Genomic DNA, 25,669 nt, shown 5'->3' on the forward strand with positions numbered 1-25,669 from the left:
CAAATGGCTTCCGTTAAGCGAGACTTTAATGCATACCTTGATGCAATGAATGAAATCACTATTTTGCTGCCTCTCTCCTATCGGGAAGCAGCTTCCGATTCATTCACATTATCAAATGGAACAACTGATATTCCCCTAGAATTAGTTGATATCACAGAGGTAGAGGATGGTTTAAAATTATCCTACAGATTCCAGGGAGAATTTGAATTTGGGACGGAGTATTTTGTATCAGGAATGAACGGCATAGAAGCGGACGTGGAAATTCGCGCTGTAGTTCGGACGACTGATTTCGATGAGACCTTTTTTTATCAGGGTGAAGATCTGGGGGCAATTTGTAAGGATGGCTATACAACCTTTAAACTATGGGCCCCAACTGCTATACAAGTAAAAGTAAAACTCTTCCCACCAGGAGGGAAGTTTTTTGAACTTGTGAAGATGTCCAGGGGAGAAAAGGGGGTATGGTCAGCAGAATTGGCGCGAGACCTTGAATTTTACCGTTACACTTTTATGGTTCTTGTAAACCATGAATGGAGGGAAGCGGTGGACCCCTATTCAGTAGCAGCTTCTGCGAACACAACTCATAGTGTTGTCGCCAAGCTAGAAAATACAAGAGTTCAGCCAGTCCAGCTTCCGTCGTTCACTCATCCTGTGGATGCGGTTATATATGAAACGCATATCCGGGATTTTACAATCCATCCTGATAGCGGAGTCAGCAACAAAGGCCTCTATATCGGAGCTGCAGAGACGGATGCGAACGGTGCTGACGGAAAGGCTGCCGGTCTGTCATATGTAAAAGAACTGGGCGTGACACATGTTGAGTTCCTGCCATTCAATGATTTTGCGGGCATTAATGAATTGGAAAAAACGGAATACAATTGGGGCTACAACCCGCTCCTTTTTAACGTTCCAGAGGGCAGTTATTCAACAGACCCATCCGATCCATATAAACGAATCGTTGAATTGAAGCAGATGATTGAGGGATTTCATTCCGAGGGTTTAAGAGTCATTATGGATGTCGTCTATAATCATGTTTTTATTAGGGAACAATCTCCTTTTGAAAAAATTGTCCCGGGATACTTCTTCCGGTTTAATTCAGATGGGCAGCCTTCGGATGGCACGGGTGTAGGCAATGATATTGCTTCTGAAAGGCTAATGGCACGAAAATTCATTCATGACTCTGTCCGATATTGGGTGAAGGAATACAACATTGACGGGATAAGAATGGATTTGATGGGCATTCTCGATGTTGAAACGGTAAATGGAATCCGCGAGATTTGCGACAGCCTAAAGCCAAGTATGATTATTATTGGAGAGGGATGGGAATTGAACACTCCGCTTCCTTCATCTGAAAAGGCAGCTATGCGGAATCAGAATTTGATGCCGTCCATCGGCCAATTCAATGACCAGTTCCGTGACTCCATCAAGGGAAGTACATTTAATCTTTATGAACGCGGCTATGCCCTGGGGAATGGAACCTATACCAATCGAGCAAAGGAAGCTCTTGCTGGAAGCATTGGCCTATTTACGGATGGCAAAGCAGTATTCAATGAGCCAGTACAGTCAGTTAATTATGTTGAGGCGCATGATAACCATACACTTTGGGATAAGTTGGAAGCTTGCCTGGACAATTCAGGTGATTTATTAAAAATGAAATGCCATAGACTTGCAACTAGTCTTGTACTGCTTGCACAGGGAGTTCCCTTTCTTCACAGCGGCCAGGAATTTTTCAGGACAAAGGGAGGAATTGGCAATAGCTATAAAGAACCTGATGAGGTAAATCAATTAGACTGGGAACGAAAAATTAGGCATTCGGAAAATGTTCGCTATATTAAGGGAATCATTGAAATTAGAAAACAGCTCGAATGCTTCCGATATAGAAGTGCGGAGGATATTAGGATTAATTTAATGGATTTGGGTCTGCAGCATCCGTTAATCGGCTTCCACTTTAATTCGGGGGTTGATGATGAGGAGGTAATCCTTATTGTGAATCCAACCGTATATATCCACCATATTACGCTTCCTGACGGTGAATGGGATGTGCTTGCAGATGATCTTCATGCAGCAACCCAGCCCCTAAGGACGATTACACGTGAGGAAACAGCCGTATTGGAACCGGTCAGTATAATGGTTTTAGTCAAAAAATAATTAGGGAATTTGTCTTTTCTGTCTATAGTCTCTTGACGAATAATGCCGAATGGCGCTAATATTTATAAGATAGCTATTGTAATAAGCTTACAGTAGCTGTCTTTTTTACTTTATAAGTCAATTTACTTTTCTCTTTGAACCTCGATTCTCCAATACAACCGGGCACCGGCGTTTAACAGCAATGAGCGTACATTGCCCAAAAATACGGACCGCAACCGCGGACAGCGCAAGATGTTACGGACATAGTGTAGGTGACCTGTTTTGGAATATATATTAGGGAATGAATGGGAAATAGTCCCGGCCGGGGGCGCCACAGGCAAAGCCTTTTATGCAGAGTATAAGGAACAGAAGCTTTTTCTGAAACGCAATTCATCGCCTTTTTTGGCGGTGCTTTCTGCAGAGGGAATTGTTCCAAAGCTTGTATGGACAAAAAGGCTTGAAACTGGCGATGTTATTACTGCCCAGCAATGGAAGAATGGCAGGGAATTGGAACCGGAAGAAATGGGCCAGGAAAGTGTCGCAAAGCTGCTCAAAAAGATTCATAGCTCTGAGCCGCTGCTTTCGATGCTTATTCGGCTGGGAAAAAAACCAGTAGTTCCACAAAATATGCTGGATAGCCTTATTAAAAGCCTTGACCCCGATATTGCCCAGCACCCTGTGGTTAAGGAAGGCCTGCGTTTTTTGAAAAACGAAATTGGAAATGTTCAATATTCTCACCATGTTGTTTGCCATAGTGATGTTAATCATAATAACTGGCTGCTAGGTGAAGACAGCCAGTTATACCTGATTGATTGGGACGGAGCGACAGTTGGGGATCCGGCAATCGATTTGGGAATGCTTTTATACTGGTATGTTCCCGAGAAAGATTGGCTTTCCTGGCTTAGCCGTTATGGAATGCCTTTGACTTCAAACCTGGAGCTGCGCATGAAATGGTATGTTACAGGCCAGGCTATTTCGACAGTCCAATGGTGTAAGGACAAAAACCAGGATGGCGAGATGAATAAATGGCTGGGATTTCTGGCCAGGTTATTAAAGTTGGCCTGAAAACTGGTCGATATCACTTACCCAGTTTGAAAGCTGACCTTGATGAGCCTGAATATGATTATCCAGGTCCGTGCTTTGGGCACCATGCTGGCCATATTCATATATATCCTGTAAGATGCCTTTTACATTTTTGTTTATGCCAGTGTGGGCCATTAGTGACTTTACCAATCGTTCAACTTGTTCGCACTCTGCGACAGAACCACAGCAATCGGTTTGATGGTTGCTTAGGATATCCTTAAGGACAGCAGCCTGATCCTGGCTGTTTAATGGCATATGTGTCATCCTTTCAATGTTAATTTCTTTTCTATATGGGAATCCATAACTTAGGTTGTGGATTCCCATGTTTGTTTATTCATTGAGCTGCTTGCATGGATTTTCAGTTCATGATATCTTTTAAACCGAATGATGTTTTAGGACGTATAACCTTTTCTGACAGGTAAGGTTCAGACTATCCTTTCAGACAAAGGTTTTTATGATAGGAGTGCGAGTATGAGATTTCGTAATAAACCATGGGCCGGCGAAAAAATTCGGCAGTACCCCCAATATGTTATTTCATCCCCTGAGCAGCATAAGGGGAAATGGAATGAAGTGTTTGGAAATGAGAACCCCCTCCATATTGAAGTAGGTACAGGAAAAGGAAGGTTCATTACAGGCATGGCTGCTGCCAATCCCGACATTAATTACCTTGGTATTGAACTGCACGAGGGAGTTATTGTGACTGCATTGGACCGGATTATTGAGGCGGAGCTTCCAAATGTAAAGCTTCTCAACGTGGATGCGGCTGAACTTCTGTCCATTTTTGCAAAGGGAGACGTTAGCAGGTTATATCTTAACTTTTCGGACCCATGGCCAAAGACACGTCATGCGAAAAGGCGTCTTACTTATAAAAGCTTTTTAGCATTATATGAGCAAATACTAATTGATGGCGGAGAAATTCATTTTAAGACGGATAATCAGGGTCTTTTTGAATATTCTTTAGTGAGCTTTTCAGAGTATGGCATGCTTTTGAAATATGTAAGCCTTGATTTACACAACAGCAATTTTGCTGGAAACATCATGACTGAGTATGAAGAGAAATTTTCCGGTAAGGGCAGCCGGATCTACCGATGCGAAGTTCAATATAGAAATTGAGTTACAGGCATCCTCCAATGCGAGGGTGCTTTTCTTTTTATTTCGAAAAATGTCTCAAAAGCGAAAATTGGAAATGTTAGTGGTAAAATAGAAAAAGTATAGAAAAGCTTGGCATCGAAAATATTTAAAAATAATCCATGCTTTCCTGTCAGCCAAATTAAGGAGGGATATTCGATGGAGCGTTTACAAATTGGTGGAGTTGAACTTGCCTGGTTAAAGGGCGGTGTAACCCATATGGATGGCGGGGCGATGTTCGGTGTTGTTCCTAAGCCGCTATGGGAAAAGAAATATCCGTGCAATGAAAAGAACCAAATTGAATTAAGATCTGACCCTATCCTTGTGCAATATGAAGGTAAAAATTATTTAATTGAAACTGGATTAGGAAACAATAAACTGACTGACAAGCAAAAAAGAAATTATGGTGCAACAGAGGAATCACAATTGGAATCGGACTTGGCCGAATTTGGTCTTGGCTATGAGGACATTGATTATGTCCTGATGACACACCTTCATTTCGATCATGCATGCGGACTGACAAAAGTGGATGCTGAGGGGAATTATTCATCGTCTTTTCCAAATGCTAAAATAATCACTTCGCAAATTGAATGGGATGAGATGAGAAATCCAAACGTCCGTTCAAAGAATACATATTGGAAGGAAAACTGGGAATCGATTGAAGGGCAGGTAGAGACATTCGATAAGGAGTGGAATCAAGGCCCGTTTACCATGATCCATACAGGCGGCCATAGTAACGGCCATTCAATTATTTTAATCGAAGATGGCGGCGAGTTAGGGATTCATCTGGCTGATATCATGCCAACACAAGCCCATCAAAATCCGCTTTGGGTTCTTGCATATGATGACTATCCTATGGACTCAATTCCTGCCAAGCAAAAGTGGATCGCTCATGGGAAGGAAAACAATGCATGGTTTTTCTTTTACCATGATGCCTATTATCGGGCAGTCAAATGGGATGAAAACGGAAATGTTATAGGGGAAGTAAAGAGGGAACGGTAGTAACAGGAGACGCCTGGCACGATGGTATCCCTGCTTAAAGATAGTCGCTTTTGGCATTACTAAAAAGAGACTGGCTGGCTGCCAGTCTCAGTCTGACGTCTAGCTCCACAAGGAGAGCTTCGGCAGCATCACATCGCACGAAATTACGCGATAGCTCACTGGAGGAGTGCCTACGCGTGCGCAAACTTCAGGCCTCCTCCCTACGATAAGTCATGCACGAATGCGCTTTCGCTCTTCGTGGTTCCTTTATCTTATTCGGAGCCTCCGTTTTGTACAGCGATGGTCAAGGCGCTTGCGCTTTTGTTTATAACTTGGATACTTCCAGGATTGTGCCGGTTGTAGCATCTGCAACAAATTCAAACTGCTCTCCAGGTTGGGTGCTATCAGAAACCTGCCTGGTAATTCCCCCCCTGTAGACCCGGTAGTGGATACCATTTTTCTCAAATGGAAGTGCCTCCATATGAATCCACGAACCACTTACAGGACCGGAAGATTTGAACTGGCTTCTAGCATGGGAAAGGACTTTTTGTGCAGGGACATCCTTGTTATCTGAAATTACTTCGTTTACTGCATAGGCTGCCGCCGCTCCGGTTGCAGCTCCCAATAAAAAAGTTTTCCAATTCACATGAATCGCCTCCTTAACAGGATATTAATCGGTTACATTTCAATACCAGTATATCCTAGAATGGTGAAAGAACCCACTGAAAAAAGAAATGATATGGCATCCCGTGTGAAAGTTCTGTAAAATTGGGTGTATACATAAAAATTAGTTGGTATTTTAATGAGATTTATTTGTCCTTTGGAGGGAGTAGAACAGCTATGAATCAAAAAACAATGGAACTGTTTAAAACATTAACCGAACTGCCAGGTGCTCCTGGTAATGAGCATGCGGTTCGAAGTTATATGAGAGAACGTCTTGAACCTTTTTCCGATGAGATTATTCAGGATAATCTGGGAAGTATTTTCGGGATTAGAAAAGGAAAGGATGGAGATCCAAAAATCATGGTTGCCGGCCATATGGATGAGGTTGGCTTCATGGTCACTTCCATTACTCCGAATGGAATGCTCCGCTTTCAGCCGCTTGGAGGATGGTGGAGCCAGGTACTGCTTGCCCAGCGAGTACAGATTATAACCGAAAATGGGCCTGTAATTGGTGTCATCGGGTCCATCCCGCCACATCTTCTTGATGAAGCGAAACGGAATAAGCCAATGGAAATAAAAAATATGCTAATCGATATTGGCGCAGATAATAGAGAAGATGCCGAAAAGGCTGGAATTCGGCCAGGGCAGTCCATTTTGCCTATATGTCCGTTCATTCCAATGGCAAATCCAAAGAAGATAATGGCTAAAGCTTGGGATAACCGATATGGCTGTGGTTTGGCAATTGAATTATTGGAAGAAGTAAACGGTATTGACCTTCCAAATACATTATTTTCAGGAGCAACAGTTCAGGAAGAAGTGGGCTTAAGGGGAGCACAAACTGCAGCAAATATGATTAAGCCCGACCTTTTCCTCGCTCTCGACGCCAGCCCTGCCAATGATGCATCAGGAAACAAAGAAGAATTTGGCCAGCTTGGCAAGGGGACGCTTCTTCGGATCCTCGACAGATCCATGGTAACCCATCGCGGGATGAGGGAGTTCATCCTGGATACCGCTGAGACGCATAAAATTCCTTATCAATATTTTGTTTCACCAGGAGGAACGGATGCAGGACGTGTCCATACTTCACTTGAAGGAATACCAAGTGCAGTTATCGGTATTTGTGCAAGATACATCCATACTCATGCATCAATCATGCATGTTGATGATTATGCAGCCGCGAAAGAATTGTTAGTAAATCTTGTCAAGTCTTTTGACAAAACTACAGTACAAACGATTAAATCAAATAGTTAATCTTATTTCTTGCCCGGTTACAGTTATGTTTTTGCCTTCGCTGCTTCTGGCCGCGAAGGCTTTTCGTTGTATTCGGTTAGAGTTGGAGGGAGCTTATGAAAGTAGCAATTGGATCAGAAAATCCCGCGAAAATCTCTGCGGTGCAGGATGTGTTCAAAGAGATTGTTGGGGCTGATTTCATTTCCTGTGATGTACCTTCTGGTGTTTCAGCACAGCCCTTTACAGATGAGGAAACAATAGAGGGAGCAATAAATAGAGCTCAAAAGGCTCTAGAAAAGGGTGACCTAGGCATCGGACTAGAAGGCGGAGTGCAAATGACAAAATATGGCCTCTTCCTATGCAATTGGGGAGCGCTTGCTGAGCCTGGCCAATCACCTTTAATTGCCGGGGGTGCAAGAATCCGGCTGCCTGATGAAGTGGCGGGTAAGCTGCTGGGAGGAAGAGAACTCGGCCCAGTCATGGATGAATACACTAAAATGACAAATATACGAAAGACTGAAGGTGCAATAGGCATCTTTTCAAACGGCCAGGTAGACAGAGCCACAATGTTCACACACATTGTTAAACTGCTATATGGGCAATATTTGTATCGAATCAACCTGCTTAAATTAAATGGCAATTAAAAGGTAGACTTGTCACTCATACCCAATGGGAGTATGATAAAAGAGAAATCTAAAATTGTCGGCCGGGGTGCAAAATTCGACTTTTTCCTTCTTGGGCAAAATCTGAATTGGCGGATCCTGCCGGGAGGGAAAATGATGAAAAGACGATTTCCAATAGCAATTTTTATTATTGCTGCCATGTTGGTTTTGAGTGCCTGCGGCGGCCCTTCTTTTGAAAAAGAAAGAGAAAAAGCCAGAGTTGAGGCAAAAACTTCTTTTGAAGAAAAAAAGAAAAAAGCCAATCAGAAAACCGATGAAATTAGCTTTTACTTGCCGTTTGGATTCGAAGTTGAAGAGGTCAAGCCGAATAATGTCATTTTGAAAAATGGGGCAAAGACGTATATCCTTTTCTATAACCCACATGAAGGCAAGGATAGCAGGGTGGTCTTTGATGCAACAACCCAGGCTTACAACGACCCAGAGGCGGTAGAAGAGTTTCAGGGTGAAGGCCGATTGGGCTACCTAGTAATTAAACAGCTTGACGAGGGATTGAATTCGCTGACAACCGGAATAGGCGGTGTTAAAGTAACAACCGAAACCAAAACCGGAAGCCTTGATGACGAGGCGAAAGTACTGATGCGAATTGCTAATTCTGTAGAGATTAATAAATAGACGTTAATTGGGTGGCCGGCTGGCCATCCATTTTTTTAATATCAGAAATATATATTTTCTTTGAGAACTGTCTAGCTACACAAGGAAAGCTTCCCCGAAATTGCATCGCACGAAATTACGCGATAGCGTAATGAGGAGCGCCTAGCGCCTAGTGTACTTCGGTCCCCTCGTTACGATAAGTCAACATCGATTCGCTTGCACTCATCGTGTTTCCTTTATCTCCTTCGAGGCTCTCCAGTCCATACGGCGCTGGGCAAGGCGCTTTCGCTTTTCTTGGTTTGTGTTCAGGCTGTTTGGGGAATTATAAAACAGGCGCGGGCCGTTTGATTAGACCTGCCGCCATTCGCTTGCTATTATGGAAACAAGGAATGACATGTGGCAAATAGGAGGAATACTTGATGATACAATTAGAATCTATGGATCAATTTGAGGATCTAAAAAATACAGGTAAACATGTTTTCATGTTTTCGGCTGATTGGTGCCCTGATTGCAGGGTTATTGAACCAGTAATGCCTGATATTGAGGGACAGTTCAAGGATTTTACATTTGTCCATGTAGACCGGGACAAATTCATTGACCTTTGCCAGCAGCTTGATGTTTATGGGATTCCGAGCTTTATTGGTTTTGAAAATGGAAAGGAACTTGGCCGTTTTGTAAGTAAGGACAGGAAAACCCCAGAAGAAATAACAGGTTTCATGACTGGACTTCGCTAATGGACAATCTTCCATCTCTCTGCTTGAGATGGATTTTTTTTGGTCGAAAGACAGGGTTATTGGAATAACTATGTTTATAGCACTGACGGGAACAAAAACTTGTCAATTGGCGAGTTCTTCAGTAATTTACACTATTTATTGGGGGTTTAAAGGTTGAAAATGGACAGCCGGAAAATGCGGAAAATACTGGAGGAACGGCTAACTAAGCCCGACCGGAAGTTTATCCATGATCGAGATAAAGATGAACTTAGAATTGAACATGAAGTAAGTGGAAAAGGAATAACCGTCTCTATAGGCGGGATTGTTGCAAAATGGCACGAACGAAACGATACGGCAATCGAAGAGGTAATCTATTACATAGAGGAAGGCCTGGAAGCAATGTCGGGGCAAAAGGAAATAAGCGGGGAGATGAAGAAGGTATTTCCGGTGATCAGGTCTGCCTCCTTCCCGACTGAGCCAGAGGAAGGAAACCTTTTTCTCTACGATGAGCATACAGCAGAAACAAGGATTTATTATGCCTATGATATGGGCAACACCTATAGGTTGATTGATACGAAGCTTTTACAAAAGGAAGGATGGGATCAGGGGCAAATTAGGGAAGTGGCTATGTTCAACGTAAGGTCACTCCCGGTACCGTTAAAGGAAGACAAGGTAGCTGACAATATTTTCTACTTTTTGAATACGAATGATGGATATGACGCGAGCAGGATCCTGAACAAAGGTTTCCTTGTTGAGATGCAAACGAGAATCTCAGGAACAATGGCGCTGGCAGTACCGCATCAGGACGTATTGATTATTGCTGATATTCGGAATGACACTGGTTATGATGTTCTTGCCCAGATGGCAATGGGCTTCTTCGCAGCCGGCAAAACTCCAGTTACAGCTTTGTCATTCCTATTTGAAAATGGAGAGCTTGAGCCAATTTTCATTCTTGGTAAAAATCGGCCAAAGAAATAGCTATCATGAATTTGCTGCTCATTAATAGGCACGCTCCGGTTCATCATGACTTTGTAAAGTGCAGTTTCATTCATTTTCCAATATACATGCCCAAAGGACTGACTCTTAGTGAAAGTCCAATAGTTCAAAAGTCTGAATCGAGCTGTTTTTCGCTATAATTCGATAAATACTGTCGAACTTTTTCGGAATCCTGTTAAAATACAATAGAAGAAGATTTCGGGAAAGAGTGATTGAATTGAGTTTTATCAAGAATATTTACAATAAGTTCCTGAGCAATCAGGAAGAGGAAGACGTAGAAGTTGAAGATACGCCTTATAAGAGCCATTTGTTATCGACTAGTCACGCAAAAAAAGAAACGGAAGCCAGAGTTGCCTATGAGTATCCAAAAGGCAACTTCCGTTTTCCACTTATACCAGATAACCGAATTGCCAAGACAGAAGAATCAAAGGTTCGAAATGAGAATCGTAACAGGCGAAACCCGGTCAATGAAATTAAACAGGAGCCTGCCCAGAAAGAACGCCAAGTAAAAAAAGTTCGTCCGTTCACGCCTACTGAAATTCCATCACCTGTATTCGGATATTTAAATCAAAAGAAAGATAAGCCGGAGAAGCCAGTAGTTGAGGAGCCAATCGTATATGAACTGAACGGTTTTCTGGATGTAGAGGAGTATATATCACCAGAGTCTCCGATACATATTAAAGTGCCCGGGAACGCCCCAGTACGTGAAAGTTTGCTAGCTGAAGAAGAAAATCTCAATAGCATCTTACCAGCTGACGAAAGATTTAATGTAAATAATCAGGATGATGCAGTGCGGAATAATGGGACTGCCTTTATGGATGTAGCTCCTGTTTCTGATGAAGGAATTAATCCTAAGATCACCAAAGGGCTCACCGGGGAAGAAACCACAATTCCATCTGTAATCGAACTAGCTGATCAAATTTTAGAAGAACAGGAAGATACAAATAGTGTTTCTGGTACTAATACTCAAGTCATAGCTGAAACACTTGAAGTAGTCGATGAAACTCCTATTTTGACTCACCTTGAAGTGGAAGTATCAAATGAAACTGAATCTGGAATAACTGTTGCCGAAACAGCTGATATTCAAGTTGTTGCAGACACTCTGGAAGTAGTCGATAATGCTCATGTATTGACGGAACCTAAAGTGGAAGTTTCCAATGAGGCGGAAGCTGCAAAAAGTATTTCTGAAACTGCTAATATTCAAGGCATAGCTAATGCACTTGAAGTGGTCGATGAGAGCCCTGCTTTGATCCAAGTTTCCACTGATACGGAAGCTGCGATCAATGTTTCCGAAGCTGGGGACCTTCAAGTTGTTCCTGATACTCTAGAAACAGACCATGAAACCAAGGCTGTGACGCAGCATGAAGTAGAAGATTCCAATGATATTGAAGCTGAAAGAACTGTCTCTGAAGCTCCAGATATTCAAGTCATGGCTGAAACCCTTGAAGATGTTCGTGATACAGGAACTGACCTTGAAGTGGAAGAGGAAATTGAGACTGAAGGCCTGCAGGAACCGGTTCATCCGCCGGCTCCGATTGTTGAACCTGACATTCTACCCCCACAAAAAACAGAGCCTGAACAGAATTATGTAAAAGGTGATTCACTGCCTATCGATGGCAAGGAAGCTGCCCAGCTTGTAAAAGAGGAACATAAGAAAGAGGAAGACAGGCCAAAAAGAAGGTCGCATCTTCCGTTTAATGTATTGATGCTCAAAGATGATAAACGAAAACTGGAACAGCAGAAAACTGCCGCAAACCGCTCTATGCTGAATAAAGTGCCTGCCAAGCCAGAAAGCACATCTACTACCAATCCTCCTGATAATGATGAGTATGGAGATGTGTATAGTTTCCCAGGGGCCAATTTGCTTGATCCTCCAGTACATGCAGATGGAGATCCAGCCTGGCTCGATTCACGAAGGCGAATGCTTGAGGAGACTCTTCATAATTTTAATGTCGGAGCCAAGGTTGTCAATGTGACTCAAGGACCTTCAGTAACTAGGTTTGAAGTACATCCCGAACCGGGCGTGAAAGTGAATAAGGTAACAAACCTTTCAGATGACATTAAATTAAGCTTGGCTGCGAGAGATATACGGATTGAGGCCCCAATTCCAGGTAAGCATACAATTGGAATTGAAGTCCCGAATTCAACATCACGTCCTGTAATGATTCGGGAGATAATTGACAGCTCTGTCTTTAAAGAGAACCAATCGCCCTTAACTGCAGTATTAGGGCTGGATATTTCCGGCAAGCCGATTGTTACTGATTTAAAGAAGATGCCACATGGATTAATAGCCGGTTCCACTGGTTCTGGGAAGAGTGTCTGCATTAACTCCATACTTGTCAGCCTTCTATACAAGGCAAGTCCGGATGATTTAAGACTTTTGCTAATTGACCCTAAAATGGTTGAACTAGCACCATATAACAGGATTCCGCATTTAGTCAGCCCTGTCATAACTGATGTAAAGGCTGCTACAGCATCCCTGAAATGGGCAGTCGAGGAAATGGAGAGGCGCTATGAACTGTTTGCACACGCTGGTGTAAGGGAGATAACACGCTACAATGACCTTGCCATGAAAACGAAACGTTATTCAGACAAACTGCCGTTCATCGTAATCGTTATCGATGAGTTGGCGGATTTAATGATGATGGCACCAGCAGATGTAGAAGAAGCGATTTGCCGGATTGCACAAAAGGCAAGGGCGTGCGGGATACATTTAATCATAGCAACACAAAGGCCATCTGTGGATGTGATTACTGGTTTAATCAAAGCGAACGTGCCAACTCGTATCGCCTTCTCCGTCTCCTCCCAGATTGATTCAAGAACTATTATAGATATGGCCGGTGCTGAAAAGCTGCTTGGCCGTGGTGATATGCTGTTTCTTGAAAATGGATCATCAAAGCCAGTCCGGCTTCAAGGAACGTTCGTCACTGATGATGAGATTGACAAGGTAGCTGATTTTACTAGAGAGCAAAGAAGTCCGAATTATTTGTTTGAACAGGAAGAACTGTTAAAAAAGGCTCAAGTTACTGAGGAAGAGGATGAATTATTCTTTGAAGCGTGTGAATTTGTAGTTGAACAGGGAGGGGCCTCCACATCTAGTCTTCAAAGAAGGTTTAAAGTTGGGTATAACCGGGCGGCCCGGCTTATTGATATGATGGAAGAGTCGGGATATATTTCAGGAGCAAGGGGATCGAAGCCTAGGGATGTCCTGATAACCGAAGCGGAACTTGAATCTATTCATGAAATTGGACGCCGGTAGGTTTGGTTTTATTTGGTTAATTTGTAGTATTCTTTATCAGTTTGGGTAAATACTTTAGAGTAACAGACACGTATTGGGACGCGTTCTAGTCAAAAGGACCATCCTTGCTTTCGTGCTTTAAAGAGTTTGTTTAATAGTGTCTGCCCGGCAAACGTGTTATAATTCAATATTATATTGTTTCATTGGATAGTACTGGGCTTTTTTTCCAATTAACAATTAACATTGGGCGTCATATACTGTGTTACAGAAAGATGTTTGTTGGAGGTTCTTTATATGACTATTTACCATTTTGTAGGTATCAAGGGGTCCGGAATGAGTGCTCTCGCACAAGTTCTCCATGATATGAATTATGAGGTGCAGGGCTCTGATGTCGAAAAGCGGTTTTTTACTCAGCAGGCTCTTGAGGAATCCGGAATAAAGATCCTTCCTTTTCAAAAAGAAAATATTCAGCCAGGCATGGTTGTTATCGCAGGTAATGCCTTTCCCGATACACATGAAGAAATTCAGGAGGCTTTAAGGCTTGGCCTTGAGGTTATCCGTTATCACCGTTTTCTCGGGGAATTTATGGAGAAGTTCATTAGTGTAGGAGTTACTGGGGCACATGGCAAGACCTCTACAACAGGTCTTCTTGCCCATGTCATGAAAGGGGCTAAGCCTACTTCCTACCTAATTGGTGATGGTACAGGCAAAGGTGAGCTGGATGCTTCTTATTTTGTTTTTGAAGCATGTGAATACCGGAGGCATTTCCTGTCGTACCACCCGGATTATGCCATTATGACGAATATCGATTTTGACCATCCCGATTATTTTGCAAATATTGAGGATGTATTTTCGGCATTCCAGGAAGTAGCTCTTCAGGTCAAGAAAGGCATCATTGCCTGCGGCGATGACGAGCATCTTCAGAAAATTCAAGCGAAAGTACCTGTTGTGTTTTATGGTTTTGGGGAGGACAATGATTTTCAAGCTCGAAATATTGTCAAAAGCCCTGAGGGGACTACGTTCGATGTTTTCGTACGTAATACGTACTTCGAAACATTTACGCTTCCTTCCTACGGAGACCATAATATCCTTAACTCACTTGCGGTGATTGCCATTTGCCATTATGAAAGTATGGATGTCAACATCGTCAAGGATCAGCTCAGAACCTTTGAAGGTGTTAAAAGAAGGTTTACAGAGAAAAAGCTTGGAAGCCAAATTGTTATAGATGATTACGCCCATCATCCTACTGAAATTAGGGCTACACTTGATGCAGCAAGGCAAAAGTTTCCTGACAGGGAAATTGTCGCTGTGTTCCAGCCTCATACGTTCACCAGGACACAGACATTCCTCCAGGAATTCGCAGACAGCCTCAGCCTGGCTGATAAAGTTTATTTGTGTGATATCTTTGGTTCCGCCAGGGAAAATCATGGAAAGCTGTCCATTAATGATTTGGTAGATAAAATTGGCGGTGCCGAGGTCCTATCGGAGGAACATACCGAAATCCTCCAGGGGCATGAGGGCGGCGTCATCATATTCATGGGTGCCGGCGATATCCAAAAGTTCCAGGTAGCTTATGAAAAAGCATATACCGCTTAATCTTTACCAGGATACTCACGGAAAATGTTCGTTTGCAAAAGAGAATAAAAAAGGATGCAGGTTTACCTGCATCCTTTTTATTGTTAAGGAAGTTTTAAATTCTAGACTTTGGATAACTTTTTTATTGAGTTTGTCTACGTCTAGCTGAACAAGGAAAGCTTCTCTGAAATTTCATCACATGAAATTCCGCGTTAGACTGCTTACTTTAGGTTCTCCGGATTCAGTTGCTCTAGTTCAGGAAGAACGAAGCGGCCGTCCTTGCGGATTAGTACATCATCAAAATAGATTTCCCCGCCACCGTATTCAGGACGCTGGATATTGACCATGTCCCAATGGATATTGGAGTGGTTGCCGTTATAGGCGTCATCATAGCTTTGTCCAGGTGTGAAGTGGAAGCTTCCATCAATTTTTTCATCAAACAGGATATCTTGCATTGGAGTCTGGATATAAGGATTGACACCAATTGCAAACTCCCCTACATAACGGGCACCTTCATCGGTATCGAAAATTTTGTTAATGCGTTCTGTATCATTCGAGATTGCTTCAACAATTTTGCCATCCTTGAAAGTAAGCTTGACATTCTCAAAAGTAAAGCCCTGATAAGGTGAAGGTGTATTGTATGTGATAACTCCATTTACTGAATCCCGTACAGGGGCGGTATAAACCTCGCCGTCAGGAATATTCATTTGGCCTGCACACTTAATTGCTGGAATATCTTTAATTGAGAAGGTAAGATCAGTTCCGGGGCCGGTCAAGCGCACTTTATCAGTCCTGTTCATCAGCTCGACAAGGCTGTCCATTGCTTTATCCATCTTGCTGTAATCCAAGTTACATACATTAAAATAAAAGTCTTCAAATGCTTCTGTACTCATTTTCGCCAATTGGGCCATGGATGATGTCGGGTACCTGAGTACTACCCATTTAGTCTTAGGGACGCGGATATCTCTATGTACCTTCTTGCCAATCGTGTTCCCATGGATTTTCATTTTTTCATCCGGAACATCAGCATGTTCGCTAATGTTATTTCCGGAGCGCAAGCCTATGTATGCATCCATTTCCTTCATTACAGCAGCTTCAAAGCCGGCAATCATGCTAAAGTTTTCTTCCTGTGCGCCCATCAGCAGCGCCCGGTCTACCTGATGGTCTTTAAGAAGGACGAAGGGGTAGCCGCCAGCAGCGTATGCCTCTTTAACCAGGGCTGTTACAAGCTCGCGCTGAAGCCCGAAATTTTCAATCAATACTTTTTCACCTTTTTGCAGCCGGACAGAATAATTAATTAAATTCTTTGCCAGTGTCTCAATTCTAGGGTCCTTCATATCGGAAACCTCCTTTATTTATCTAGAGAATAAACCTTTCATTACGTTCAGGAAAGATGCTTTCGCGTTATTTATTCCACCTACTAGTTTAACCCAATTGGTGGAAAAAGTTTAAAATTTAGATTAAAGAAGAAAAATTTTCTTTCTTTTGAAGGAAAAAAATAAGTTTTAGGGAAATAATAATACAACCAGCTGTTTATGGTTTTTCCCTATGGGTAAAAGTAACTGTAGATTAACGGAGGTGTGAAACAGATGGAAGTAATCTTATATTTAAGTGTGGCGGTTATTGCTATAGCATTTTTTGTCCTTGTAATCTATTTATCAAAGACATTGAAATCGCTCCAAATCACTCTAGAAAGTGTATCGAAGACACTGGTGGGCCTCGAACGCCAGCTTGATGGGGTTACGAAGGAAACAGCAGTTCTCCTGCATAAAACCAATGCTTTGGCAGATGATATCCACAGGAAATCTGAAAGTCTCAATACGGTTGTTGAAGCGGTGAAAAATGTCGGGACATCAGTCAACAAATTTAACCAATCTGTCCAGACTATTGTTGGCTCGGTTGATAAACAAATTGACCAGAATAAGGACAAGATTTCACAAATCGTTCAATGGAGTAATGTTCTCATTGAATTGAAGGACAAGTGGAATGCTAGAAAACAGGCTGCAGCTACAGCTTCAGTGAAACGTGAGTTGTTGGAGCCCCAAACTGATAGGGGTAATTTACAATAAGGGAGGCCTTGAATCAATGACAGGCAGGGATAATGGAATGAGAGAGTTTGAAGAAAAGAATGTCACATCAAAAGACTTCATAACAGGTGCAGTAATAGGCGGATTGATTGGTGCCGCTGCAGCTTTATTCCTCGCACCAAAGTCAGGGCGTGAAATGAGGGAATCTGTCTCAGGACAAGCATCCGCTCTGAAGGACAGAACAGTCCAAATGAAGGATACAGTCGTTGAAAAGACTGGCGAACTAACCAACATCACGAAAGAAAAAACATCTTCATTAACACAGGCAGTCTCTCAGCAATCCTCCAATTTGATTGGGAAAATCAAGGGATCTGAGACTGTTGAGGAACCAGCTGGTGAGGCTGAGGTTCCGGCTGTAGAGACTGAGTATATTCCGCTTGAAACCTCCAACAGGCCTTTTGAGGAATTGACCCTTTCCGATGATGCCGAAGTCCGTGAAAAGCTCGAGGAAGTCAAGGAAGCTCTTGATGGCGAAGAATCTAAATACAATAGCTAACAGTCTGGAACTGATTAGTTGAAAAACGGGACGGTGAAGTGATATTATTGCTTCACCGTTTTGCATGAAATCACTAGGAAAAGGAGAATCGTAATGATTAATACACTTGAGTCAATTGAACAATTCGATGAAATTATTAAAAAGGAATCGAAAGTCATGATCCTGAAGCATAGCAGCACTTGCCCCATTTCGCATGCGGCATTTGAAGAATATGGTGAATTTGCCGGCGATGACAGCATACCTGCCTGGATGCTGATTGTTCAGGAATCACGCCCTCTATCCAATCATATCGCTGAAACATATGGCATTAAGCATGAATCCCCTCAAGCTATCCTCTTTGCAGATGGACAGCCAGTGTGGAATGCATCTCATTGGAAAATAACAAAAAAATCCCTTAACGAAGCAATCCAAGGATAATTAATAGTTTTTAATCATTATATTGATTTGATAGCCGCCTTCATGCTGGGTAACCACTGAAAGTGGCCGTACTTTTAATTTTGTTCCCAAGCTCGCCAAATGGCGAGTTTTCTTTATTTTTATAAGGGATGGGTAATAATAGGGGAGCAGAGAAATAAATATACTTTAGCACTTAAAAGCGTTTAATTGTTAAAGAAAATGATGACAAAATTTTCGTAATAAAGTATAATATATCCTATTAGCCGGGAGATGCGCTAATTCTCCATTATTGCCTAAACTATTGATGAAATTCGGGCTGACGAAAGGACGGAATACGGTATGAATGAATTGGATAAATTACGGTCCCGTATTGATGAACTCAATATGGAACTCCTTCAGATTATCAGCGAGCGAGCACAATTGGCTCAGGAAATTGGGCGTGTGAAGGAAAACCAGGGAGTGTATCGATTTGATCCTGTACGTGAAAGAAAAATGCTCGATATCATCAAGCAGAAAAATGAAGGGCCATTTGAAAACTCAACCATAGAGCATATCTTCAAGGAAATTTTCAAGGCCAGCCTGGAGCTGCAAAAAGATGATCACAGCAAAGCTCTGCTTGTTTCCAGGAAAAAGCACCCTGAAAACACAATTGTAGAAGTTAATGGTGAGCGTATTGGCGACGGAAAACCTCACTTTGTTTTTGGGCCATGTGCAGTAGAGTCCTATGAACAAGTTGCCACTGTCGCGAAGCATATGCAGCAAAAGGGCCTCAAGCTGCTTAGAGGAGGGGCATTTAAGCCGCGTACATCTCCTTATGACTTCCAGGGTCTTGGTGTGGAAGGATTGAAAATTCTAAAGCAGATTTCCCAAGAGTACAATATGGCGGTTATTAGTGAAATCGTTAACCCTGCCGATATTGAGATGGCTGAAGAATATCTTGATGTCATCCAGATTGGCGCGAGAAATATGCAGAACTTTGAATTGCTGAAAGCAGCAGGCGCTTCAACAAAGCCAATTTTGCTAAAACGCGGAATCTCCGCAACTATTGAAGAATTTATCAATGCTGCTGAATATATCATGTCACAGGGTAACGGCAATATCATTCTTTGTGAGCGCGGTATTAGGACGTATGAAAAAGCAACAAGGAACACGCTCGATATTACTGCAGTGCCAATCTTAAAGCAGGAAACCCATCTTCCTGTCATGGTTGATGTAACTCATTCTACTGGCAGAAGGGATTTACTCCTTCCTGCTGCTAAGGCTGCCCTTGCAATCGGTGCGGATGGCGTGATGGCAGAGGTCCATCCGGATCCAGCTGTCGCTTTGTCGGATTCGGCTCAACAAATGAACCTGGAGCAGTTTGACAGTTTTCTATCAGAGCTTATGGCCTCAAACCTAGTGCGCCAATAATCCTCAGAATGCCTTCTGTCCGGGACAGAAGGCATTCTTTTGTTAAAAAGAAAATTCTATTGCCATAATGCGGCCGTGCTCAATGATTACTCAATAAAGTCCTGTCAGTTCCGAAAGGGAGCCGCCTTGGATTGAAAGGTACAGAGAAGGCTTCAGTACCCGAATTGAGTTGCTCGAGTTTGTGAAGGTAACGGAGAAGGCGAAGTGCCTAAAGCAACCTGCCAAAGCTCCGGGAACTTGTAAATTTTCAAATAAATTTAGAGGATGTTAATTGCAGCAATTCGGCGGTTATCGTATGATTAAACAAAACTAGTATGTATATTCAATCACATACTAAAAATGACTAGCGAATTCAAGAAGAGGCAAAATAAAAAAAATGGCCTGTTTTTAAGGAGTGTTACACAGATGAATATTACGATTTATGATGTTGCCAGGGAAGCAAATGTTTCAATGGCAACGGTGTCAAGGGTTGTAAACGGAAACCCGAATGTTAAACCTGCAACAAGAAAAAAGGTTATGGAAGTAATCGACAGACTTGGTTATAGGCCAAACGCTGTGGCAAGGGGACTTGCGAGCAAAAAGACTACAACAGTCGGTGTCATTATTCCAGACATCTCGAGCATTTTCTTTGCTGAATTAGCAAGGGGTATTGAGGACATCGCTACGATGTATAAATATAATATTATCCTCAGCAACTCCGACCAAAATAAGGACAAGGAACTTCACCTTCTGAACACAATGCTGGGTAAGCAGGTGGATGGTATTGTTTTTATGGGAGGAAATATCACTACGGAGCATGTTGAAGAATTTAAAAAATCCCCGGTCCCGATTGTATTGGCTGGATCAGTGGAACAGACCAGGGAAATTCCATCTGTCAATATTGATTACGAGCAGGCTGTATTTGACTCAGTAATGGAATATGTCGAGCGGGGCCATAAACGCATCGCCTTCATAATCGGGCCGCTTCACGAGCCAAAGAACAGCGAGTTGAAGCTGAAGGGATACAAGAGGGCTCTTGATGAGGCAGGTATTCAATTTAATGAGGAATATATTGTAGAAGGTGACTATACGTATGATTCAGGCATCGAAGCAATAGAGAAACTGATTGAGTCAGACGAAAGGCCGACTGCAATCCTCGTTGGATCTGATGAAATGGCACTTGGGGTTATCCATGGGGCTCAGGATAAGGGCTTTAGTATACCGGAGGACTTTGAGGTGATTACTTCGGATAATACCAGGCTTTCACTCATGGTTCGTCCCCAGCTTACGACACTCGTGCAGCCTCTATATGATATAGGTGCAGTATCAATGAGGCTTTTGACCAAGTATATGAATAAGGAAAAGGTCGATGAGCATACCGTTGTCCTTCCGCATCGAATCGAACAAAGAAATTCAACGAAGTAAAAAACAAAAGCGCAAGCGCCTTCGTGACAGGCAAAAAACGCCTGTCCCTGCGATGATTATTCTCAGGTGCTTTCCTTAGTGATCATCGCCGTACAAAGTGGAGGGGCTTCGACTGAGATAAAATGAACCTTCCATCAGCGCTTTTTGCTGATGGTTAGGTGAATGAATCGGACCTTTAGGGACAGTTGCCGACGAAGGAGGCCTACTGTCCTTTAAGGTGGGGTAAAGGAATCACGAAGAGCGACAGCGCATTCGTGCATGACTTATCGTAGGGAGGAGACCTGAAGTTTGCTAGGCGATAGGCGCAGGAGCTGGACGTATAAAAAGGCTGTCTCGAAAGCTCGTCACTAAACGAGCTTTTTGGACAGCCTTTTGAATGTTTAAACGGACGGAGCGGTTTTAAACAAAAATTCCGGTTTTACCTTACATTCTCTATCTTAATAGCAACAAAGCTAACGTAAACACTATAAAAACTATACCGATTCAGTTTTTGATGTATTTCTGATAGGATATAGTGCTTTTTCAAGTGTCAATAAGTTCTTTTCAGTTATCTCAGCTTTTCTGGGGATAGGCTTATAAATATCCGGACCGTCCCACCACGAATCGGGAAGAGGCACCCCGGCTTTCGTTTGCCACTTTTCAGTCCAGGCAGCAGGCAGATTTCCGGTCGCACTTGAAGCCTTCCCTGTCATTTCCATCCAAATCAAAGCCCATGCTCTTGGAACAACTCTCCAAATATCATAGCCGCCGCCGCCTACAGCAACCCATCGGCCATCACAATAGCGGTGTGCGAGTTCATGGGCGAGCTTTGGTATTTCACGGTAGATATTCATAGTCCCATATAAATGGGTAAGCGGATCATAGTAATGTGAATCCGCACCGTTTTGGGTCAGGATTATATCGGGTTTAAAGAACTCAGTAACCTCTGTCAGGGCTGTTCTGTAGATATGCAGCCAAGATTCGTCTTCCGTGAAGGCATCCAGAGGGATATTAAAAGAAAAACCATACCCCTTTCCCTGGCCGCGCTCGTTTATTGAACCGGTACCAGGAAAGAGATACCTACCTGTCTCATGAATAGATAAGGTACATACATCAGGATCATCATAAAAGGACCATTGAACCCCATCCCCGTGATGTGCGTCCGTGTCTACATAAAGGACCCTTGCCTTGTATTTTTCCTGCAGGTATTTTATTGCCACGGAGCTGTCATTGTAAATGCAAAATCCTGAGGCCTTTCCCCTAAATCCATGATGAAGCCCTCCCCCGAGGTGCAATGCATGGGTTGCTTTTCCTGTCATAACCATATCGACCGCTTCGAGTGTTCCTCCCACTATCATTGCGCTTGTTTCATGCATATTGGTAAATATTGGGGTGTCCTCGGTTCCCAGGCCAAAGTTCTCTGCCGAATCTCCAGTTAAAAGACCTTTTCCAGCCATTTTGACTGCATGGACATAGGAAGGATCATGAATGAGGCATAATTCCTCTTCAGTGGCCATCCTTGGTGGAACGATTGATGAGTCATCTAGAGCGCCTGAGTGTTTTAATAGGTCAATTGTCAGCTTAATCCTGAATTGATTAAAAGGGTGCTGGCTGCCAAAATTGTATTTCAGTAGTTCTTCTGAAAAAATAAAGGCGCTTGAATCGTTCATATTGGCATACCCGGAATATTTGGCCATACCACATGATGACCGGCAGCCTTCAGGTCATGGATAAGGCCAACAGGATTCATTGTCTGTACGCGGATGACCAATATTTTGTATGCTTCATCTTGTTTATCAGGATAAACAAGGACACTTTGGATATTAGCTTTACGGTTCTTAATCACATTGGCTACTTCCCAGAGAGTCCCGGCTTTATTGGGCACCTTTACTTCAATTTGTGAACCCGGCTGATGTGCGCCAGTGAGCTCCACAAGTGTGTGGAGCAGGTCTGTTTCTGTCACAATCCCCACAAGCCTCTGGTCCTGGATGACCGGTACACAGCTAATATGATGCTCATAAAGCAGGGCGGCAATTTCCTCAACAAAGTCGAGAGGGTGCCCCGTAATGAGATTTCTTTTCATAATCGTTTCCAAAGGCTTTTGAAGATCTTCAACATGCTCCTCCCTCCTAAAAATAGACGGAGCCGCATCCCTGATATCTCTGTCTGACACAAGTCCAACAACATGACCCTGTTCATCTATTATTGGGATGTGGCGTATTTTGTGATCTTCCATCATTTTAATTGCATCTGCAATCGTATTTGAAGCCCTCAAGGTGGCAACATTGGTTTTCATGATTTGTTCTATAATCATCACACTACCCCCTAATACATGAAGCGGTTCATGAACCTGAGCTGATCAAATTTTTGAATGGATTCCGGGCTTACCCTTTTGCCAATACGGGCCATAAGGCAATTGGCCGGGTGTGAACTGATTTCGGGATCATCGGTGGCATACCATTCCAGGCCGCCGGCATTCATCATTTTCTCCATGACCTTTCTATATTCCCATACATTTAACCCAGTTCCTTTTAAGTCCCAATGCCAGTAATATTCGGTGGTTATCGTTATGTAGTCCTCCATTGCATCATCCATAATCGATACTCTAAGAAGGTTTTTACCAACGGATGCCCCTCGAAACTCGGGTATAACCTCAATGGCCCCGAGTTCTATCAAATCTTCCATTTTTCCCTCAGACCAGCGTTCAAGCGGATCAGGGTATAAATACGTTACATAGCCGACAATTTCATGGTTGTGCCTGGCAATGATAATACGGCCCTCAGGCAATGAGGCAATTTCAATTAAGGCCTTATGCTGCTGGGCTGGCTGCCGGAAAGCAACAAGATTCTCGTGAAATTCATAGCCCGCTAGTTTTTCGGCGGAAATTGGCCCTTCAATTATGAGATTCCCTTTTGCGGTTTTTAGCTCTTTCGCATTATATGTTTTTATATGTTCCATTACGTCACCGCCTGCTAAGCTTAGATAATACTTCTATTATACATAAATTCCGGTCTGATAAAGCGCTTTCACTAAATTTTCTGGAAAAAGAGCCACGATATTAAAGTATAAAGGGGAAATATTTTAAAAATTGTGAATAGCATTCTTTTATACTATAATAATATAAACGCGATAAAGGGGGAAAGTTTAAAGTGAAAATGGAAGCGCTGCCAGTTATTCAAGGGGATTATAATCTTAAGGATTATAATGAAACCTACAAGAATTTTGACTGGAAAGAAACTGAAAAGGCATTTAGCTGGCATGAGACAGGCCTTGTAAATTTGGCTCACGAGGCAATTGACCGTCATGCCGACACATTCCGCAAGAATAAGGTGGCCCTTTACTACAAGGACCAGGAGCGGAATGAAAAGTACACGTTCAAGGAAATGAAGGAATTGTCCAACAAAGCGGCAAATGTGCTAAAAACATATGGGGATGTGGAAAAAGGGGACCGCGTCTTTATTTTCATGCCGCGCTCACCGGAGCTTTATTTTGCAGTTCTCGGTGCCATTAAGCTTGGTGCGATTGTTGGTCCGCTCTTTGAAGCCTTCATGGAGGGTGCAGTAAGGGACCGTCTCCAGGACAGCGAAGCGAAAGTAATTGTCACAACTCCGGAGTTGCTAAATAGGGTTCCGGTTGATGAACTTCCTGCATTGAAGTACATATTTATCGTTGGTGACGGAGTCCAGGAGACGGAAAAAATCATCGATTTTAAGAAAAAGTTTGCAGAGGCTGATAAAAAACTGAAGATTGAATGGGTGGACCGGCAGGATGGCCTAATCCTTCACTATACTTCCGGTTCGACAGGGAAGCCTAAAGGAGTTCTCCATGTCCATAATGCCATGATTCAGCATTACCAGACAGGGCAATGGGTCCTTGACCTGAAAGAAGACGACGTATACTGGTGTACAGCAGACCCAGGCTGGGTCACAGGAACTTCCTATGGCATTTTCGGGCCATGGCTTGCCGGGGTTTCGAATGTCATTGTTGGGGGCCGTTTCTCGCCGGATACTTGGTACAAAATGATTGAGGAATTCGGAGTAACGGTATGGTACAGCGCTCCGACTGCCTTCCGCATGCTGATGGGTGCGGGTGATGAAATTGTGAAGAAGTACGATCTTTCAAGCCTCCGCCATGTCCTGAGTGTAGGTGAACCGTTAAACCCCGAGGTGGTCAAATGGGGCATGAAAGTGTTCAATAAGCGTATTCATGACACTTGGTGGATGACAGAGACCGGAGCACAGCTCATTTGCAATTATCCTTGTATGCCAATCAAGCCTGGTTCAATGGGTAAACCGCTGCCTGGCGTTCAGGCCGCGATCGTCGATGACCGGGGTGAAGAACTTCCGCCATACAGAATGGGCAATCTCGCCGTTAAAAGAGGCTGGCCATCGATGATGCATGCGATCTGGAACAATCCTCAAAAATATGAATCGTATTTTATGCCCGGGGACTGGTATGTAACAGGTGATTCTGCTTATATGGATGAGGACGGCTATTTCTGGTTCCAGGGCCGTGTTGACGATGTCATTATGACATCAGGGGAAAGGGTAGGTCCTTTCGAGGTAGAGAGCAAGCTCGTTGAACATCCAGCTGTAGCCGAGGCCGGAGTTATCGGAAAGCCTGATCCAGTCCGCGGAGAAATCATCAAAGCATTCATTGCTTTGAGGGACGGCTATGAGCCATCTGAGGATCTGAAGGAAGAAATCCGCCAATATGTTAAAAAGGGTCTGGCTGCGCACGCGGCACCAAGGGAAATCGATTTCCGCGACAAGCTTCCGAAGACCCGAAGCGGAAAAATCATGAGGCGTGTCCTGAAAGCATGGGAGCTCGACTTGCCGACTGGCGACCTTTCGACAATGGAAGACTAATTTACATTGACTATATGAACAAAC

The 25,669-nt window shown here is 43.2% G+C and carries 23 protein-coding genes; 17 read left to right on the forward strand and 6 right to left on the reverse strand.

The features are described from left to right. Positions 1-3 precede the first annotated feature (3 nt). Together pulA and TY16_RS23090 are read left to right on the forward strand one after the other, a co-directional pair. Positions 4-2,145: a type I pullulanase gene (gene pulA / locus TY16_RS23085; protein WP_043934065.1), complete on the forward strand. Its 2,142-nt coding sequence runs from the start codon at positions 4-6 to the stop codon at positions 2,143-2,145. Positions 2,146-2,406: 261 nt separating this feature from the next. Beyond that, positions 2,407-3,189, forward strand: a complete 783-nt coding sequence (locus TY16_RS23090) for a phosphotransferase family protein (protein WP_043934066.1) — start codon at positions 2,407-2,409, stop codon at positions 3,187-3,189. Here TY16_RS23090 and TY16_RS23095 read toward each other — a convergent pair. After that, the gene (locus TY16_RS23095; RefSeq protein WP_043934067.1) at positions 3,175-3,462 is read right to left on the reverse strand and encodes a YtzH-like family protein; all 288 of its coding nucleotides are present in this window, start codon (positions 3,460-3,462) and stop codon (positions 3,175-3,177) included. The two genes, TY16_RS23090 and TY16_RS23095, sit on opposite strands and share 15 nt — an antisense overlap. 216 nt (positions 3,463-3,678) lie before the next feature. On the opposite strand from TY16_RS23095, the gene trmB reads away from it, so the two are divergent. Both trmB and TY16_RS23105 read left to right on the forward strand, forming a co-directional pair. Further along, a complete protein-coding gene (trmB, locus tag TY16_RS23100) occupies positions 3,679-4,320 on the forward strand; it encodes a tRNA (guanosine(46)-N7)-methyltransferase TrmB (RefSeq protein WP_043934068.1) in 642 nt (213 codons plus the stop codon). A gap of 174 nt (positions 4,321-4,494) precedes the next feature. After that, positions 4,495-5,337, forward strand: coding sequence for a YtnP family quorum-quenching lactonase (locus TY16_RS23105; protein ID WP_043934069.1), 843 nt, complete (start codon positions 4,495-4,497; stop codon positions 5,335-5,337). Between the two features lie 304 nt (positions 5,338-5,641). Here TY16_RS23105 and TY16_RS23110 read toward each other — a convergent pair whose 3' ends face one another. After that, positions 5,642-5,962: a peptidase M4 gene (locus TY16_RS23110; protein ID WP_043934070.1), complete on the reverse strand. Its 321-nt coding sequence runs from the start codon at positions 5,960-5,962 to the stop codon at positions 5,642-5,644. A gap of 194 nt (positions 5,963-6,156) precedes the next feature. Between TY16_RS23110 and TY16_RS23115 the strand changes: the two genes are divergently transcribed. The 7 genes from TY16_RS23115 to murC all read left to right on the forward strand — a co-directional run bounded on the left by TY16_RS23115 (position 6,157) and on the right by murC (position 15,026). Then, a complete protein-coding gene (locus TY16_RS23115; RefSeq protein ID WP_043934071.1) occupies positions 6,157-7,230 on the forward strand; it encodes a M42 family metallopeptidase in 1,074 nt (357 codons plus the stop codon). Positions 7,231-7,325: 95 nt separating this feature from the next. Then, positions 7,326-7,853 (forward strand): DUF84 family protein, encoded by a 528-nt coding sequence (locus TY16_RS23120; RefSeq protein ID WP_043934072.1) that lies wholly within the window; start codon positions 7,326-7,328, stop codon positions 7,851-7,853. A gap of 135 nt (positions 7,854-7,988) precedes the next feature. Next, entirely contained in the window at positions 7,989-8,504 is a 516-nt protein-coding gene (locus TY16_RS23125; RefSeq protein ID WP_043934936.1) for a hypothetical protein, read from the forward strand. 398 nt (positions 8,505-8,902) lie between these two features. Continuing rightward, positions 8,903-9,217 carry a thioredoxin family protein gene (locus TY16_RS23130; RefSeq protein WP_043934073.1) on the forward strand — a complete coding sequence of 105 codons (315 nt, stop codon included), beginning with the start codon at positions 8,903-8,905 and terminating at the stop codon, positions 9,215-9,217. 159 nt (positions 9,218-9,376) lie between these two features. Continuing rightward, positions 9,377-10,174: a DUF1444 domain-containing protein gene (locus TY16_RS23135; RefSeq protein ID WP_043934937.1), complete on the forward strand. Its 798-nt coding sequence runs from the start codon at positions 9,377-9,379 to the stop codon at positions 10,172-10,174. 235 nt (positions 10,175-10,409) lie between these two features. Continuing rightward, a complete protein-coding gene (locus tag TY16_RS23140; protein ID WP_043934074.1) occupies positions 10,410-13,451 on the forward strand; it encodes a DNA translocase FtsK in 3,042 nt (1,013 codons plus the stop codon). Positions 13,452-13,724: 273 nt separating this feature from the next. Further along, the gene (gene murC, locus TY16_RS23145; protein WP_043934075.1) at positions 13,725-15,026 is read left to right on the forward strand and encodes a UDP-N-acetylmuramate--L-alanine ligase; all 1,302 of its coding nucleotides are present in this window, start codon (positions 13,725-13,727) and stop codon (positions 15,024-15,026) included. 200 nt (positions 15,027-15,226) lie between these two features. On the opposite strand, the gene TY16_RS23150 is transcribed toward murC, so the two are convergent. After that, positions 15,227-16,342, reverse strand: coding sequence for an aminopeptidase (locus TY16_RS23150; protein WP_043934076.1), 1,116 nt, complete (start codon positions 16,340-16,342; stop codon positions 15,227-15,229). Positions 16,343-16,594: 252 nt separating this feature from the next. On the opposite strand from TY16_RS23150, the gene TY16_RS23155 reads away from it, so the two are divergent. The 5 genes from TY16_RS23155 (at position 16,595) to ccpA (ending at position 20,798) form a co-directional block, all read left to right on the forward strand. After that, on the forward strand, positions 16,595-17,074 hold the full coding sequence (locus TY16_RS23155; RefSeq protein WP_043934077.1) for a DUF948 domain-containing protein: 480 nt from the start codon (positions 16,595-16,597) through the stop codon (positions 17,072-17,074). Positions 17,075-17,090: 16 nt separating this feature from the next. Further along, a complete protein-coding gene (locus TY16_RS23160; protein WP_043934078.1) occupies positions 17,091-17,588 on the forward strand; it encodes a YtxH domain-containing protein in 498 nt (165 codons plus the stop codon). 93 nt (positions 17,589-17,681) lie between these two features. After that, complete coding sequence (gene ytxJ, locus TY16_RS23165) at positions 17,682-18,005, forward strand: bacillithiol system redox-active protein YtxJ (protein WP_043934079.1); 324 nt, start codon at positions 17,682-17,684, stop codon at positions 18,003-18,005. A 318-nt stretch (positions 18,006-18,323) separates the two neighbouring features. Continuing rightward, complete coding sequence (locus TY16_RS23170) at positions 18,324-19,394, forward strand: bifunctional 3-deoxy-7-phosphoheptulonate synthase/chorismate mutase (RefSeq protein ID WP_043934080.1); 1,071 nt, start codon at positions 18,324-18,326, stop codon at positions 19,392-19,394. Positions 19,395-19,799: 405 nt separating this feature from the next. Continuing rightward, positions 19,800-20,798, forward strand: coding sequence for a catabolite control protein A (gene ccpA, locus TY16_RS23175; RefSeq protein WP_043934081.1), 999 nt, complete (start codon positions 19,800-19,802; stop codon positions 20,796-20,798). 473 nt (positions 20,799-21,271) lie between these two features. On the opposite strand, the gene TY16_RS23180 is transcribed toward ccpA, so the two are convergent. From TY16_RS23180 to TY16_RS23190, 3 genes are read right to left on the reverse strand one after another with little or no spacing between them, the layout of a single operon-like run. Then, positions 21,272-22,447, reverse strand: coding sequence for an acetoin utilization protein AcuC (locus tag TY16_RS23180; RefSeq protein WP_043934082.1), 1,176 nt, complete (start codon positions 22,445-22,447; stop codon positions 21,272-21,274). After that, positions 22,444-23,091, reverse strand: a complete 648-nt coding sequence (locus TY16_RS23185) for an acetoin utilization AcuB family protein (protein ID WP_043934083.1) — start codon at positions 23,089-23,091, stop codon at positions 22,444-22,446. Before TY16_RS23185 ends, TY16_RS23180 begins: the two co-directional genes overlap by 4 nt. An 11-nt stretch (positions 23,092-23,102) precedes the next feature. Beyond that, positions 23,103-23,735 (reverse strand): GNAT family N-acetyltransferase, encoded by a 633-nt coding sequence (locus TY16_RS23190; RefSeq protein ID WP_043934084.1) that lies wholly within the window; start codon positions 23,733-23,735, stop codon positions 23,103-23,105. A gap of 191 nt (positions 23,736-23,926) precedes the next feature. Between TY16_RS23190 and acsA the strand changes: the two genes are divergently transcribed. Then, on the forward strand, positions 23,927-25,645 hold the full coding sequence (acsA, locus tag TY16_RS23195) for an acetate--CoA ligase (RefSeq protein ID WP_043934085.1): 1,719 nt from the start codon (positions 23,927-23,929) through the stop codon (positions 25,643-25,645). Positions 25,646-25,669 lie beyond the last annotated feature (24 nt).

The organism is Bacillus sp. EB01 (assembly GCF_000613125.1).
Classification (GTDB): Bacteria; Bacillota; Bacilli; order Bacillales; family Cytobacillaceae; genus Bacillus_D.

Excerpts from the sequence above, each read along its gene's own strand:
- TY16_RS23120 (WP_043934072.1), top strand. The coding sequence starts at position 7,326 with ATGAAAGTAGCAATTGGATCAGAAAATCCCGCGAAAATCTCTGCGGTG.
- TY16_RS23115 (WP_043934071.1), top strand. The coding sequence starts at position 6,157 with ATGAATCAAAAAACAATGGAACTGTTTAAAACATTAACCGAACTGCCA.
- ccpA (WP_043934081.1), top strand. The coding sequence starts at position 19,800 with ATGAATATTACGATTTATGATGTTGCCAGGGAAGCAAATGTTTCAATG.
- TY16_RS23150 (WP_043934076.1), bottom strand. The coding sequence starts at position 16,342 with ATGAAGGACCCTAGAATTGAGACACTGGCAAAGAATTTAATTAATTAT.
- TY16_RS23130 (WP_043934073.1), top strand. The coding sequence starts at position 8,903 with ATGATACAATTAGAATCTATGGATCAATTTGAGGATCTAAAAAATACA.
- TY16_RS23160 (WP_043934078.1), top strand. The coding sequence starts at position 17,091 with ATGACAGGCAGGGATAATGGAATGAGAGAGTTTGAAGAAAAGAATGTC.
- TY16_RS23105 (WP_043934069.1), top strand. The coding sequence starts at position 4,495 with ATGGAGCGTTTACAAATTGGTGGAGTTGAACTTGCCTGGTTAAAGGGC.
- pulA (WP_043934065.1), top strand. The coding sequence starts at position 4 with ATGGCTTCCGTTAAGCGAGACTTTAATGCATACCTTGATGCAATGAAT.
- trmB (WP_043934068.1), top strand. The coding sequence starts at position 3,679 with ATGAGATTTCGTAATAAACCATGGGCCGGCGAAAAAATTCGGCAGTAC.
- TY16_RS23095 (WP_043934067.1), bottom strand. The coding sequence starts at position 3,462 with ATGCCATTAAACAGCCAGGATCAGGCTGCTGTCCTTAAGGATATCCTA.
- TY16_RS23190 (WP_043934084.1), bottom strand. The coding sequence starts at position 23,735 with ATGGAACATATAAAAACATATAATGCGAAAGAGCTAAAAACCGCAAAA.
- murC (WP_043934075.1), top strand. The coding sequence starts at position 13,725 with ATGACTATTTACCATTTTGTAGGTATCAAGGGGTCCGGAATGAGTGCT.
- TY16_RS23180 (WP_043934082.1), bottom strand. The coding sequence starts at position 22,447 with ATGAACGATTCAAGCGCCTTTATTTTTTCAGAAGAACTACTGAAATAC.
- TY16_RS23135 (WP_043934937.1), top strand. The coding sequence starts at position 9,377 with ATGGACAGCCGGAAAATGCGGAAAATACTGGAGGAACGGCTAACTAAG.
- TY16_RS23155 (WP_043934077.1), top strand. The coding sequence starts at position 16,595 with ATGGAAGTAATCTTATATTTAAGTGTGGCGGTTATTGCTATAGCATTT.
- TY16_RS23170 (WP_043934080.1), top strand. The coding sequence starts at position 18,324 with ATGAATGAATTGGATAAATTACGGTCCCGTATTGATGAACTCAATATG.
- TY16_RS23125 (WP_043934936.1), top strand. The coding sequence starts at position 7,989 with ATGAAAAGACGATTTCCAATAGCAATTTTTATTATTGCTGCCATGTTG.
- TY16_RS23185 (WP_043934083.1), bottom strand. The coding sequence starts at position 23,091 with ATGATTATAGAACAAATCATGAAAACCAATGTTGCCACCTTGAGGGCT.
- ytxJ (WP_043934079.1), top strand. The coding sequence starts at position 17,682 with ATGATTAATACACTTGAGTCAATTGAACAATTCGATGAAATTATTAAA.